Consider the following 13,522-nt stretch of genomic DNA (forward strand, 5'->3'; position numbering starts at 1 on the left):
CCGCAGCCGCCGCACCGGGGTGTGGGAGCAGTTCGCCGCGACGCTGACCAGGGCCCCTTCCGGGCCGGTCCACCCGTCGGTGCGCGGCGCGCCACGTCTCCGACCAGGGATGACGGGCGCCGTGGCGTTCGCTCTCGCCCCTGGTAGTCGTATGAATGCGTTCCGTGGATGCGTCGGCCCGACGAGGACTACGCTTTTCGCGAGCAATGGGGACTGCGGAAGCGGGGAGTTGGCTCATGGCCAAGCCGAGTGACGAGAGTGGCGCGGAGACGCCGGATGAGTTCGCCCGCGAGGAACTGCGGGGGAAGCGCGAGGCGGCGGGGTTGACCCAGGAGGGGCTGGGTGAGCGGATCTTCGCCACAGGGGCGTACGTCGGGATGATGGAGAACGGGCGGCGTCGACTGCGCCCTGAGATCGCAAACCTCATCGACAGGGAGCTGAACACGGGGGACTACTTCTTCCGCCTGGCCAAGGCGTTCAAGTCCAAGCACAGCGAGTACTTCGCCGCCGCGGCCGAGTTGGAAGGCCTGGCGACGGCCACCTTCGAGTACGCCTGCACGCTGGTTCCCGGGCTGCTCCAGACGGAGGACTACGCCCGGGCCGTGATCCGCGCCGCCAGCCCGACCGCGCTTGCCGAGCGCGTTGAAGCCCTGGTCGCGGCACGCATCGAACGCGCACGGCTCCTCGTCGATCCGGAGACCCCCGAGATGTGGGTGGTCCTGCACGAGTCGGTGCTGCGGACAGTGGTCGGCGGACCTGCTGTGATGGCGGCTCAGTTGCGTCACATCGCTTCGTACGTCCGTGCCCACCGGATCACCGTGCAGGTCGTGCCGTTCGCAGCCGGGGCCCATGGGGCAGTGGGTTCGATGATGACCATCATGCAGTTCGCCGATGCGCCCGACGTGGCGTACACGGAGGGCCCTTACGCGGGGCAGCTGCTCGATTATCCGGCTCTGGTTCAGCGCTACTGGAGGTCATACGATCTTGCCAGGGCCGCTGCGCTGTCGCCGGAGGTGTCCCTGACCTTGATCGAGTCGGTGGCGGAGGAGTACGCGACATGCGCGCAGACGTGAACGGCTTGTCCTGGCGGAAGTCCTCGTACAGCAATGGGGACGGCGGCAGCTGCGTAGAGGTGTCCGACGGCCTCCCCGGCCTGGTCCCCGTCCGCGACAGCAAGCTGGCGGGCATCGGCCCGGTGTTGGTTTTCCCGGTCACCGCGTGGGCGCCGTTCATCCAGGCTGTGAAGCGCCGAGCCTGATCTCGTACCGCAGCTGCTGACGCCCTCCCGGGGCGGTTCACCGGGCCTCGTGGTCTCGGTGGAGCCAGTGGTGGATGAGGGGGAGGAGTTGTTCGCCGTCCAGGGATGTGGCGGCGTAGTCCGATGCGCCTGCGGCCAGGGCTTTTTCGCGGCCCAGGGTGGTTGCCTTGCGGGCGAGGGCGATGACCGGGCGCTGGGGCGGTCCGGCGAGTTGGGCGATGACCGAGGCCGCCGCGGAGCCGGCGCTCATCCCCTGCGTGGGCAGGCGCAGCAGTACGACGGCCACCTCCGGGTCGGCGGTGACGGTGGCGATGGCCTGCGGAACCCGTTCCGCCCACAGCACTTCCAGGCCGTGGCGCTCGAAGTCGGTGGTCAGCCCGAACGCCGCACGGACGTCGTCGTCCACGATCAGCACCTTCTGCCCGGAGAAGCCGTATGCCTGGGCGGACACCGGGCCTTCGGCGAGTCCCTCCGGGGCGGGCAGGTCCTGTAGCTCCGGGTGGGCCATCGGCCCGCCGGAGATGAGCGGCAGATAGAGGGTGAACACGGACCCGAGCCCGCGTTCGCTCGCCACATGGATCTCACCGTCCATCAGCCGGGCGATCTCCCGGCTGATGGACAGCCCGAGGCCCGGTCCGACGTGCCGCGTTTCGGCCGGGTCACCTGCGTGCGTGAACGCCTCGAAGATGACCTTCAGTCTTCCGTCGGAGATTCCGGTGCCCGTGTCGGCGACCGAGAAGGCGATGAGCTTCGCCGCCTTCATGTCGGCGAGCCGGCTGTGGACGGGCGGCGGCACGTCCGGGCCGGCCGGCTGGATGTCGAGCCGTACCTCGCCGCGGTCGGTGAACTTCACGGCGTTGGCGAGCAGGCTCCGCAGGATCTGGAGCAGCCGCTGTTCGTCCGCGAGCAGGGTCTCCGGCAGCTCCGGCGCCACCCGCACGTGCAGACCCAGTCCCTTCTCCTCCGCCAGGGGCGAGAACGCCGCGTCGAGGTGGTCGGCGACCTGGAGGAGCGGCACCCGGACCGGGACGATCTGCATCCGGCCCGTCTCCGCGTCGGAGAGGTCGAGGATGTCGTCCAGCAGGGAGAGCAGGTCGTGGCCCGCCCCCTGGATGGCCCGGGCGTACTCGACCTGCTTCGCGGTGAGCGTCCCGGCGGCGTTGTCGGCGAGTTCCTGGGCCAGGAGCTGCAGGGAACTCAGCGGAGTGCGCAGCTCGTGCGACATGTTGGCCAGGAACTCGCTCTTGTGCCGGATCTCCAGGGCCAGCAGTTCGTACTGCTCCTGCAAGGTCTGCCGGGCCTCTTCGATCCGGACGGACTGGACCTCGATCTCGCTGTTCTTGCGGGCCAGCCGCGCCGCCTTCTCCTCCAGTTGCCGGTTCGCGGCCTGGAGCGCCCCCTGCCGGTTCTCCAGCATCGTGGACCGCTCGCGCCACTGCTCGGTCAGCTCCTGCGACTTGGTCAGCATCACCTCGTTGTGCCGCTGGACGAGGACGGCGGCCGTGCTGCGCTCGATGAACTCGCTCACCACGGTGGGTACGTCGGTGCTGCGCTCGCTCAGCCAGTGTTCCGCCTCCGACACCCGGGTCGCGGAGAGCAGGTCTCCGTCCGCGGCCCGCTCCTCCATGACGGCGAGCCACTGCTGGAAGTCGGCGTCGGCGTCGACCCAGTCGGCGAGCCTGATCCATTCCCTGATCAGCGCCTCGTGGGCGATCTCCGCCGTCCCCGGCCCGGTCGTCCCGAGCACCACCAGCCGCCGGTCGGGCTCCGCCAGGAGCTGGGCGACGTGCCAGTCCCGGTCCAGATGGGCCTTCAGGGCCGTCACCCGGACCGCGCTGCTCGCCCCGCCGCGGGCCCGCACCATGGACAGCAGCACCCGCCGGATCCGGGCCTCGTCCAGCTGCCGGGCCAGGAACTGGAAGGCCTTCTCGGCGTGCCGGTTGAGCGCCCCCGAGACTCCGCCCAGGGCGTGGTACCCGTCGAAGGTGATCTTCCGTTCCTGCTGCATGGGCCAGAGCTCGGTGAGCGCGAACTCGAGCAGCGGGAGGCTGCCCGGGGCCTTGGCCGCCTCGGCGGCGATGGCCTCGGCGACGCCCTGGCTGTAGACGACTCCGGCCGCGGCGGCCGGTTCGACGATCACCCGGGTCAGCGCCGCCTCGTCCAGCGGGGAGACGTTGAGCTGGCGGTCCTGGATGCGCGGACCGACGGTGGGCAGGTCCAGCAGGTCCGGCAGGAAGTCGGACCGCAGGGTGCAGACGAGCCGGACCGGCGTGTCGTCCATGGTGTCCGGCTCGGGGAACATCCGCTCCAGGAACTCCTGCCGCCGTCCGTGTGCGCCGTTGCTGAGGACTTCCTCGAACTGGTCGCCGATGAGGGCGAGCCGGCGGCCGGTGAGCAGGGCGATCCGGGTGGCGACCGGCCAGAACCCCTCTTCCCGCAGGGAGCGCGCCCGGCTCTCCAGCCGCTCCAGCGTGTGCTGGGCGCCGGGATCCTCCAGGTCCAGCAGCGCGCGGGCCACCGAGTCGTACGGGGCGGATCCCGGCCGGAAGCTCGCGACGGTCCATCCGTCGGCGGCCAGGGCCGGTTCCAGACCGGCCCCGACCAGCGAGGACTTGCCGACCCCGGAAGGCCCGGCCACCACGACACAGGGCTGGTGCACGAGCATCGCCCGGAGCCGTTCGATCTCCCTCTCCCGGCCCACGAACACACCGGCCCGGGCATCGGCCGCGGTGAACGCCTGCAGGCCCCGGTAGGGGCACGGGGGCAGCACGCTGCGTTCCAGTACCTCCGGCCAGGCCGATGCCATTTCCGACAGGGGCACGGCGTACGCGTCCTCGTGCTCGCCGCCCCGGCTCGCGACGGCCAGCATGCCGATCACCGCGTCCCCCCAGCGGTCCGACATGATCGCGGCCGCACCGCTGTAGCCGGGCTGGGTGCGCAGCGCGGACTCACTGGACGTGTCGAGCTGGACCAGGCCGCCGCCGACGGCGCCCCGCAGGACACAGCTGCTCCAGGCGCCGTTGGCCTTGCGCGGGGGAGTCCCCGGATAGCCGAAGACGGACACCTCGGTGCTCTCCGCGAGTCCGTTCCTGGGGTCGACGAGCCGGGCCGGTCCGGCTCCCACCGGCAGGGTGTCTCCGCCCACCAGTACGAGTCCGGCGATGTCGCGGCCCGGCCGCCCGGGCCCCGGAGGCGGATCCCAGGCCGTGACCCGGCAGTTGCGCAGCGGAGCTCCCTCGGCATCGCCGAGCAGCACGAACTCGACCTGGATGCGCGCCTCGTCACCGGGCCGGTCGGAGGTCCCCTTCTGCCGTCCCAGGGCCACGTTGACGACGTGCGCGCAGGTCACGATGTGCTTGTCGCCCACGACGAAGCCCACCCCGACGGGAACGTCGGAGGTGCCCTGCCGGATCTTGACGACGAACCCGTCGCGCCGCGCCCCCATCCGGCTCAGGCGCGGTGCCAGACGAGACGGACGGCGAAGTTCACCTCTGCCGTGCCCTTGGCGACGATGACGCCGGTCTCGCCGCCCATCTTCAGCCCGAACTCGATCTCGGCCTCGTCCGGGCCCAGTTCACGTACGGTCCGGGCGACCTTCGCCAGCGTGGGCTTCACCCGGTCCAGGGCGTCCTGCACCGAGACGCCGGCCCGTCCCATCAGTCCGTCCCCGGCCGCCGCCATCTCCAGGTCGGATCCGGCTAATTCGCCGTCGACCTCGAACACGACGGCGGTCTCTTCGCCGCCGTCCTCCAGCGTCATGCCAATGAGCTGTCCTGCCACGTTCGCCACGCCCCCCATGGCTCCGGGACCGCCTGCGGTCCCCCCTCACCCGACACGCACATCCTGGGGCACCCCGGACCCGTCGCGCAGGGTTATGGCCCAGTTGTGCGGCCGCGCGGGAGAAGGTTCCGCTACCCGCGAGTATTGACTAATAGTCAATACGGGACCACGCTCGGGGCGAGCCGTCGTCTCCGGCATGGGAGGTCGCCCCGTGAGTGTGGAACAGGAACTGGGTCGGTTGGGTGCGCAGTTGGGGGGAGTCGAGCCCCCCGAGTCGTTCCGGGACCTGGACGCCGCGGAGCTGGCGCTGCTCGTCGACGCGCTCCGCGCGGAGCGGGCGCGCCAGGACGGCGGGCTGAACGAGGCCGCCGAGGAGGCGCTCAAACTCGTGCCCGCCCTCGCGCGCGGGGCCGTACGCAAGGTGCTGTTCCGGTGAGCCGGGCCGAGGCGGAGAAGGCCGCCCGGCTGGTGGGCCTGGAGGCCGACGGGCTCGGCTTCCTGCGGCGGCTGCCCAGCGCGGACGTACGCAGGTTCCGCGAGCAGGCGAGCGCCGCGCTGAACGACGGCGCGCCCGAGATGCTCGACCGGATCGCCGCCGCCACCAAGCTGGTGCCCGCCGGGATCGCCGCCGCCATCTCCCAGAAGGCGCTGGGTCCCAGGCTGGCCGCCGCCGTCGCCGGACGCCTGGAGGCGTCACGCGCCGCCGACATCATCGCCAAGCTGCCGGTCTCCTTCACCGCCGAGTCGTGCGCCCACCTCGACCCCAGGAAGATCGCCGGGATCGTGGACCGGCTCGACGAGGGGCTGGTCGTACGGATCGCCGTCGTCCTCGCCGAGCGGCGCGACCACCTCACCATGGGCCGGTTCGTCGGGCACATGAGGGATCAGGTGCTCGGCCGGATCCTGGAGCAGGTCGGCGACACCGACGTGCTGCGCGCCGGGTTCTACGTCGATCAGCCGGAGCGGCTCCCGCGCATCCTGGAGCTGATGGGCGACGAGCGGCTCGCCTCGGTGGTACGGGCCGCCGCGGCCGCCGGGCTCTGGGAGGAGGCCCTCGCCGTCGCCGCCGCCGTCGGCGGGGAGCAGCGACTGCGCATCGCCCAGCTAACCGCCCGCCTTGACGGGCCCGAACTGGCCTCACTCGTGCGGGTGACTCACGAAGCGGGGCTCTGGGAGACGCTGCTGCCGCTGGTCGCACTGCTCGGCGAGGAGGACCGGCTCGCCGTGGCCCGGCTGGAGCCCCTGCGGGATCCGCAGGTGCTGGCCGGGGTGGTCCGGGCCGTCGTGGCGACCGGACTGTGGGGCGAGTTCCTGCCGCTGGCCGGCGTGCTGCCCGCCGACGCGCGCAAGGTGGTCGCGGACGCCGCCGCCGGGCTCGGCGACGCCGAACTGGACGCGCTGGTCCGGGAGGTCGACAAGCAGGACCTGTGGGAGCTGGTACTGCCCCTGGTCGAGCTCATGGACGAGACGGGCAAGCAGCGGATCTTCGACCTGCCCGCCTTCCAGGACCAGCCGGCGCCGTAGGGCGTGTCCTAGGCCACGCGCACTGGGCCGTACGGACCATCTGCGGGGCTCCTCGGCGAAGTTGAGGGGCCCCGCCGTCTGGTAACTATCCGGATCATGGCCCCCATCCGAACGCTGCTGAGCGGCCTCCTCGGCGCCGCCCTGCTGGTCCCCGTCCTCCCCTCGGCGACGACCGCCGCCGCCGACGCGCGAACCATCGACTACGGCGGTCTGCGCCTCGCCGTCCCGGCCGACTGGCGGGTCGTCGACCTCGACCTCGACCCCGACGCCTGCCTGCGCCTGGACCTGCCCACCCTCTACCTCGGCCACGCCGGCAACCAGAGCCAGTGCACCGGCCGGGCCGTCATCAGCCGCGCGGACACCCTCCACCTCGAACCCCTCGACGGAGCACCGCAGCGCGCCGACATCCCCACCATCGCCGTGGACTCCGGGACCACCCTGCCCGAGACCCCGCCCCGGTCCGACAGCAACGAGGTGCGGTACGCCCTGCTCCGGCCCGGGGTCATGGCCACCGTCTCCTACGGGGCCGCGCCCGACGCCGTACGCCGGGTCCTGGCGCGCGCCCGCGCCGTGACCCCCGGAGCCCCGGCGGCCCCCAGGCCCCCCGCCGAGCCCGCACTGGCCACCGACGGCACGGAGCCCCGCAACGCCCAGGAACCCTTCACCGGCGAGGGCTTCGACGCCTGCACCGCCCCCACCCAGAAGTCCATGGACACCTGGCGGGCCGATTCCCCCTTCCGGGCGGTCGGCATCTACATCGGCGGCCGTGCCCGGGCCTGCGCCCAGCCGCAGCTCACCGCCGACTGGGTACGGCGGCAGGCCGACGCGGGCTGGCACCTCATGCCGATCTGGGTGGGCCCGCAGCCCTGGAACAGCTCCAGCACCGGCCTGTCCACCGACCCCTCCGAGGCCGACGAGCAGGGCCGGTCCGCCGCCGACGGCGCGTCGGCCGCGGCCGCGTCGCTGGGCCTGCCCCCGGGCACGGTGCTCTACAACGACCTGGAGAACTACACCGACCGCGAGACCTGGGACGCCCCGGTCGTCGCCTACCTGACCGCGTGGACGGTCCGGCTGCACGAGCTCGGCTACCGCTCCGCCGCCTACGTCTCGGCGAGCTCCGGGGCCAAGACGCTGAGCGCCCACCACCACCAGGCCCCCGAGGCCATGCCGGACGTGCTGTGGGTCGCCCGCTGGAACGGCGCGGCCTCCGTCGGCGACGCCGACATGGGCCTGCCCGCCGGCACCCCGCAGTGGGCCGGCCGGTGCCGCGCCCACCAGTTCCGCGGCGACCACGACGCCACCTACGGCGGAGTCAAGATCAACATCGACCGCAACTGGGTCGACATCGACCCGTCCGCCATCGGGACGGGCGACGTCCTCCCGCTGGCCTAGGAAGCGTCCGGAGCCGGCGGGTCCTCCCGCGGCGGCTCGTCGTCGTCGCCCCGGCGGAGGGTGTGGATGCCACCCGCCGGGGTCCAGGTCCGCAGCACCAGGTCATCGCCCTCCACGATGATGTGGACGACCTCCGTCAGCTCGGCGTGGAAGAGGTGGAAGGGGTGCGGGGTCTCCGTCTCCTCCGCGTACCGGTGCAGCTCGGGCGGGTCCACCAGCTCCACCGCGCGCCCGGAGATCCGTACGTCCCCGTCCGGGATCGTCTCGCCCTCGCCCGGATTGCTGTGCAGGGCGAAGCGCGGGTCGCGCTGGAGGTCCCGGGCCTTCATCGAGCCCGGCATCATGCCGAGCCACAGCTCCCCACCGCGGATGTCGACGTTCAGCCCGGCGACGCGGGGGGAGCCGTCCTTGCGGAGGGTGGCCAGGACGTGGTGCGGATACTGGGCGAAGCGGGCCTGGACGGCCGCTGCGAACTCCGGCTCCGCCTTCTCGAACGCTGCCCAGTTGTTCGTCGTCGTCATACGTCCATCAAAGCGCGTGGCCACGGACGCCGCTGCTCAGGCGCGCACGGTGCCCCCGTCTATGGGTGCCGGCCGCGCCCGCTGCTCAGTGCGTCGAGGTCGTCCAGCATGGCGGCCGCGAGGTCGCGCTCGGAGGCGTAGTACCGCTCGGCCCACTTGAGGGTCAGCGCCGGGTACGCCCCGGCCCGTTCGGCGTCGGCCAGCGCGCGGTCGCGCATCGACTCGGCGAACTCCTGGTGTTGTACGAGGACTTCGCGCATCTGCTCCGGCGCCAGCAGGTGGCCCAGCCACAGGCGCAGCATCGGGCCGTGCTTGAGGACGGGCGGGTCGAGCGGGGCCTCGCGGACCCATTCCCGGACGGCCGTCATGCCCGCGTTGGTGATCCGGTACACCCGCTTGTCGCGCGTGCCGCTCTCCTGGGAGACCGTCCGCGAGACGGCGTAGCCGGCCTTCTCCAGGCGCTTGAGCTCGCTGTAGATCTGGCTGAAGGACGGGCTCCAGTAGAAGAACCGCAAGGACCGGTCCGACCGCTTCTTCACGTCGTAGCCGGAGAGCTCCTCCCCGAAGGAGAGCAGGCCGAGCACCGCCCAGCCGGTCGCGGGGAGCGTGCTCGTCTCGTCTGCCACGCAGCGCAGTCTACGACCGGTCTTCGCAGTGGCCCTTCCTTCGGCAAGCTATGACTGTTAGAAGTATTCCTAATTGAAGGGTGAGCGGGAGAGGGGTGGAACCGTGGGCGTCTCCCTCGAGGGGAAGGTCGTCGTCATCACCGGCGCCGGGCGCGGCCAGGGCGCGGCCGAGGCCCGGCTGTGCGCGGAGGCGGGGGCGCGGGTCGTCGTCACGGACGTACGGGAGGACGAGGGCCGGGCGGTGGCCGCGGAACTCGGCGGCCAGGGGCTGTACGTACGGCACGACGTGGCCGACCCGGACAGCTGGGCGCAGGTCGTCCGGTCGGCGGTCGCGGCCTTCGGCACGATCTCGGCGCTGGTCAACAACGCGGCCCTGTGGCGCACGGCCCACGTCGAACAGCAGCGGCTCGACGACTTCGAGACGCTGCTGCGGGTCAACCTGCTGGGGCCGTTCCTCGGCATCCAGGCGGTCGCGCCCGTACTGCGGACGGGCGGCGGCGGATCCGTCGTCAACATCTCCTCGACGGCCGGACTGGTCGGGATCCCGGGCCACGCGGCCTACGGCTCCACCAAGTTCGGGCTGCGCGGGCTGACCCGGTCGGCGGCGCTGGACCTGGCCGCGGACCGGATCCGGGTCAACTCGGTGCACCCGGGCGCCATCGACACGCCGATGGTGGCCGAAGCGGTCGCGGGCCGGGACTGGTCGCACGTGCCACTGGGGCGCATGGGGCGGCCGGAGGAGGTCGGGGAGCTGGTCCTCTTCCTCTGCTCGGACGCGTCCTCGTACGTCACCGGCACGGAGTTCACGGTGGACGGCGGCATGACCACGGGATGACGGCCCGCCGGGCGGTGTCCGCACGGCCCCGGGCATGATGTGTCCATGTCTGAACTGATGCGGCGGCTCGCGGGCGCGCTGCTCCGCAACTGCCTGCTCCTGGCAGCCGAGTTCGGTGCGATCCTGCTGCTGCGAGGCCCCGGGGGACACTGGGTCCCGATCCTGCTGGCCGTCTTCGTCATCGGCGCGGCCGTACCGCACGGCACCGACGCGGAGTTCGTGGCCCGCAGCGCCGTCGCACTCGTCGCGGTGGGGGTCGCGGTGCTCGGCGGTATCACCTGGGAGGGCCGGACCCTCCACGACCGCGGCCGCGAGGAGACGGCGGTGGTCGTGGAACGCACCATGGCGGAGGACGGCTCCAGCCGTTCCCCGTCCCTGCGGCTGCGCACGGAGGCCGGCCGCGACCTCCCCGGGCCGGTGGCGATGGACCTGCCCGTCGGTGCGCGGCTGGCGGTGACCGTGGATCCCGGCAGCCCGGTCTGGTCCCTCGGCGCGCGCCCGGCCGAACCGCGCTGGGAGGCGGCGGGCACCGGCGCGCTCCTCCTGCTCCAGACGGCCACCCTCGGCCGGCTCTCGCTGCGCCGCCCCCGCGACTGAAACCACGGTGGCCCGCCACCCGTCGCACACGGTGGTGTCGAGGGACGTGATCGAAAACAATGGCCGCATGACGAAACGCGCCCGGTCCTTCGACGCCGCCGCCGCGCTGTACGGCGCGAACCGGCCCGGCTATCCGCCCGCCCTCTTCGACGCCGTCGAGGAGCTCGCCGGCCGGCCGCTCGCCGGGGCACGGGTGGCCGACGTAGGGGCGGGTACCGGGATCGCCACCGGGCTGCTGCGGGCCCGCGGGGCAGAGGTCGTCGCCGTGGAGCCGGGGGACGGGATGGCCGACGAGTTCCGGCGGGCCAACCCGGGGATCCCGCTCGTGCGCGGGGACGGCGACCGGCTGCCGCTGGCGAGCGGCGCGTTCGACCTCCTCACCTATGCCCAGGCCTGGCACTGGACCGACCCCGCCCGTTCGGTCCCGGAGGCCCGCCGCGTGCTGCGCCCGGGCGGCGCGCTCGCGCTCTGGTGGAACGACCTGGACTGCGCCGTCCCCTGGATCGCCGAGCAGGACGCCCGGATCCGCGAGTACCTGAAGGTGATCGGGCTGCCCGCCCGTGAATCCCTGGAGGGGCTCGACCTCACCACCCGGGAGGTCCGCTGGTCGCGGCGGATCCCGCTGGACACCCATCTCGCCAACCAGGCCAGCCACTCCGCGTTCCTCCTCCTCGGCGAGGCCGTCACCGGGGAGTTCATGGCGGCCGAGCGGGAGCGGCTGCTGGCCCTCTTCCCGGACGGAACGGTCGAAGAGTCCTACGTGGTCACCCTTCGCGTCGCCCGCATCGGCGTCTGAAGGACCGCCGCCCGGCAGGCCGCGGGCGTGCCCCACGCGTCCCGCAGCGGGCGGGCCTTGCGCAGCCACAGCGACAGGTCCAGCTCCTCCGTGTAGCCGACCGCACCGTGCAGCTGCAGGGCCGTCCGCGCCGCCGCGTACGCCGCCTCGCCCGCGGTGAGCTTCGCCGCCGCCACGTCACCCGGGGCCGTCGACAGAGCCGCCGCCCACAGCAGCGGCCGGGCGAACTCCAGGCCCAGCAGGGTGTCCGCCAGCCGGTGCTTGACCGCCTGGAAGGATCCGATCGGCGCGCCGAACTGGGTGCGCTGCTTGGCGTACTCCACCGTCCGGGCCAGCAGTGCCTCGCCGACGCCCAGGCACTGGGCCGCCGTCAGCAGCCGCGCCCAGCGGGCGGCCGTCTCCGCCGCCGCCGTCACGGCCGGGCCCGCGGCGAGGAGTTCCCCGCCCGCCGGGACCGAGAGCCCGCGGGCCGGGTCCAGCGAGGCCAGCCGCCCGCCCTCAGGAACGCCTTCCGGCACGCCTTCCGACAGGCGGAGTTCGCCCGCCGCCGACACCGTGAAGCAGTACGTCGCCGCGTCCGCGTCCAGGGCGTACGGGCTCCCGCCCGGCAGCGTCAGCGTGGCCGAGGCCCCGCCCGCGACCAGCCCCGGGAGGAAGCGTTTCGCCGGCCCCTCGTCCCCCAGCTCGGACAGGAGCACCGACGCGGCCGCCGTCTCCACCACCGGCCCCGGCACCCCGGCCCGGCCCAGCTCCACGAAGCCGAGGGACAGCTCCAGCGGCAGCAGGCCGGCGCCGTCGTACGACTCCGCAGCCGCCAGCGCGAACAGCCCCGTACCGGCGAGGCGGGACCACAGCGCCCGCCCGGGCCCGTGCTCGCCGCCCGCCCAGGCCCGTACGACGGCGGGCACGTCCGCCGCGCCCAGCAGGGAGCGCAGGGTGCGCGCGAAGTCCGACTGCTCGTCGGTCGGCAGGAAGCGCATCAGCGGCGGCCCTTCGGAAGGCCGAGCAGCCGCTCGGCGATGATGTCGCGCTGGATCTCGTTCGTCCCGGCGTAGATCGGCCCGGCCAGCGAGAAGACCCACGGTTCGGCCCACGCGCCCTCCGCGAGCTCCGCGTCCGCGCCCAGCAGGTCCAGCGCCGTCTCGTGCAGGGCGATGTCGTACTGCGACCAGAACACCTTGTTCAGGCTCGACTCGGCGCCGACGGTCTCACCGGCCGCGAACCGCGAGGCACCGGCCCAGGTGAACAGCTCGTAGGCGCGCGCCCCGACCACCGCGTCCGCCACCCGGTCCCGCAGCGCTGTATCGGCGGGATCCCCGGCCGACTCCCACAGCGCGACCAGGCGGTCCGCCGCCGCCAGGAACCGGCCCGGGGCGCGCAGCGTGAGCCCCCGCTCGTTGCCCGTCGTCGACATCGCGATCCGCCAGCCCTGCCCCGGCTCCCCGATCACGTCCGCGTCCGGTACGAAGACCTGGTCCAGGAACAGCTCCGCGAAGGCGGGCTTGCCGTCGAGACGGCCGATGGGCCGCACCGTCACCCCCGGCGCCCGCAGGTCGAACATCAGGTACGTCAGCCCCTGGTGCTGCTTCGGCGCGTCCGGGTCGGTGCGGAAGATGCCGAAGGCGCGGTCCGCGAAGGCCGCCCGCGAGGACCAGGTCTTCTGCCCGGACAGCAGCCAGCCGCCCTCCGTCCGGACCGCCCGCGACTTCAGCGAGGCCAGGTCGGAGCCCGACTCCGGCTCCGACCAGGCCTGCGCCCAGATCACCTCGCCGCTCGCCATCGGCGGCAGTACCCGCTCCCGCTGCTCCTCGCTCGCGTGGTCGAAGAGGGTCGGGGCGAGGAGGTTGATGCCGTTCTGCGAGACCCGGCCGGGCGCGCCCGCAGCCCAGTACTCCTCCTCGAACACCAGCCACTTGACGATGTCCACGCCCCGGCCCCCGTACTCCTCGGGCCAGGACACCACCGACCAGCGGTCCGCGTGCAGCAGCCCCTCCCACTCCCGGTGCGCCGCGAAGCCCTCCGCCGTCTCCAGGGAGGGCAGGGGGGAGGCGGGAACGTGCTCGGACAGCCAGGCCCGGGCCTCGGCCCGGAAGGCCGCCACCTCCGCCGTCTGGGTGAGGTCCATCAGGGCCCGCCTCCTTGAACGCCTTCACGGAACGCCTTCACGCTTCCCTAACAACTGTTTGGTAGGTT

General features: G+C 72.9%; 14 protein-coding genes. 8 read left to right on the forward strand and 6 right to left on the reverse strand.

The genetic code is table 11. The features are described 5' to 3' along the window. The first annotated feature begins 236 nt into the window (after positions 1-236). Positions 237-1,073, forward strand: coding sequence for a Scr1 family TA system antitoxin-like transcriptional regulator (locus OHA89_RS27185; RefSeq protein ID WP_406367312.1), 837 nt, complete (start codon positions 237-239; stop codon positions 1,071-1,073). Then, positions 1,058-1,258 carry a DUF397 domain-containing protein gene (locus OHA89_RS27190; RefSeq protein ID WP_266610284.1) on the forward strand — a complete coding sequence of 67 codons (201 nt, stop codon included), beginning with the start codon at positions 1,058-1,060 and terminating at the stop codon, positions 1,256-1,258. Before OHA89_RS27185 ends, OHA89_RS27190 begins: the two co-directional genes overlap by 16 nt. A 37-nt stretch (positions 1,259-1,295) precedes the next feature. On the opposite strand, the gene OHA89_RS27195 is transcribed toward OHA89_RS27190, so the two are convergent. Then, on the reverse strand, positions 1,296-4,703 hold the full coding sequence (locus tag OHA89_RS27195; protein ID WP_266610285.1) for an ATP-binding protein: 3,408 nt from the start codon (positions 4,701-4,703) through the stop codon (positions 1,296-1,298). Between the two features lie 5 nt (positions 4,704-4,708). Further along, positions 4,709-5,017, reverse strand: a complete 309-nt coding sequence (locus OHA89_RS27200) for a CU044_2847 family protein (RefSeq protein WP_266610287.1) — start codon at positions 5,015-5,017, stop codon at positions 4,709-4,711. Positions 5,018-5,249: 232 nt separating this feature from the next. On the opposite strand from OHA89_RS27200, the gene OHA89_RS27205 reads away from it, so the two are divergent. From OHA89_RS27205 to OHA89_RS27215, 3 genes are all read left to right on the forward strand, one after another. Beyond that, positions 5,250-5,474 carry a hypothetical protein gene (locus OHA89_RS27205; protein ID WP_266610289.1) on the forward strand — a complete coding sequence of 75 codons (225 nt, stop codon included), beginning with the start codon at positions 5,250-5,252 and terminating at the stop codon, positions 5,472-5,474. After that, positions 5,471-6,562 carry a hypothetical protein gene (locus OHA89_RS27210; protein ID WP_406367315.1) on the forward strand — a complete coding sequence of 364 codons (1,092 nt, stop codon included), beginning with the start codon at positions 5,471-5,473 and terminating at the stop codon, positions 6,560-6,562. The genes OHA89_RS27205 and OHA89_RS27210 overlap by 4 nt, the downstream gene beginning before the upstream one ends. A gap of 96 nt (positions 6,563-6,658) precedes the next feature. After that, on the forward strand, positions 6,659-7,954 hold the full coding sequence (locus OHA89_RS27215) for a DUF1906 domain-containing protein (RefSeq protein WP_406367317.1): 1,296 nt from the start codon (positions 6,659-6,661) through the stop codon (positions 7,952-7,954). Here OHA89_RS27215 and OHA89_RS27220 read toward each other — a convergent pair. Both OHA89_RS27220 and OHA89_RS27225 read right to left on the reverse strand, forming a co-directional pair. Beyond that, the gene (locus OHA89_RS27220) at positions 7,951-8,475 is read right to left on the reverse strand and encodes a pyridoxamine 5'-phosphate oxidase family protein (protein ID WP_266610295.1); all 525 of its coding nucleotides are present in this window, start codon (positions 8,473-8,475) and stop codon (positions 7,951-7,953) included. The genes OHA89_RS27215 and OHA89_RS27220 overlap by 4 nt on opposite strands. Before the next feature lie 59 nt (positions 8,476-8,534). Then, a complete protein-coding gene (locus tag OHA89_RS27225; RefSeq protein WP_266610297.1) occupies positions 8,535-9,101 on the reverse strand; it encodes a PadR family transcriptional regulator in 567 nt (188 codons plus the stop codon). Between the two features lie 103 nt (positions 9,102-9,204). Here OHA89_RS27225 and OHA89_RS27230 point away from each other — a divergent pair, with 103 nt between their 5' ends. The 3 genes from OHA89_RS27230 to OHA89_RS27240 all read left to right on the forward strand — a co-directional run bounded on the left by OHA89_RS27230 (position 9,205) and on the right by OHA89_RS27240 (position 11,329). Then, positions 9,205-9,936 (forward strand): SDR family NAD(P)-dependent oxidoreductase, encoded by a 732-nt coding sequence (locus OHA89_RS27230; protein WP_266610299.1) that lies wholly within the window; start codon positions 9,205-9,207, stop codon positions 9,934-9,936. A 45-nt stretch (positions 9,937-9,981) separates the two neighbouring features. Further along, on the forward strand, positions 9,982-10,533 hold the full coding sequence (locus tag OHA89_RS27235; RefSeq protein WP_257556763.1) for a hypothetical protein: 552 nt from the start codon (positions 9,982-9,984) through the stop codon (positions 10,531-10,533). 67 nt (positions 10,534-10,600) lie between these two features. Further along, a complete protein-coding gene (locus tag OHA89_RS27240; protein ID WP_406367319.1) occupies positions 10,601-11,329 on the forward strand; it encodes a class I SAM-dependent methyltransferase in 729 nt (242 codons plus the stop codon). Here the strand turns inward: OHA89_RS27240 and OHA89_RS27245 are convergent. Beyond that, positions 11,290-12,309, reverse strand: coding sequence for an acyl-CoA dehydrogenase family protein (locus tag OHA89_RS27245; protein ID WP_266610301.1), 1,020 nt, complete (start codon positions 12,307-12,309; stop codon positions 11,290-11,292). The two genes, OHA89_RS27240 and OHA89_RS27245, sit on opposite strands and share 40 nt — an antisense overlap. Beyond that, the gene (locus tag OHA89_RS27250) at positions 12,309-13,454 is read right to left on the reverse strand and encodes an acyl-CoA dehydrogenase family protein (RefSeq protein ID WP_266610302.1); all 1,146 of its coding nucleotides are present in this window, start codon (positions 13,452-13,454) and stop codon (positions 12,309-12,311) included. Before OHA89_RS27250 ends, OHA89_RS27245 begins: the two co-directional genes overlap by 1 nt. Between the last annotated feature and the right edge of the window lie 68 nt (positions 13,455-13,522).

This window comes from Streptomyces sp. NBC_01546 (genome assembly GCF_045208355.1).
Taxonomy (GTDB): Bacteria; Actinomycetota; Actinomycetes; order Streptomycetales; family Streptomycetaceae; genus Streptomyces.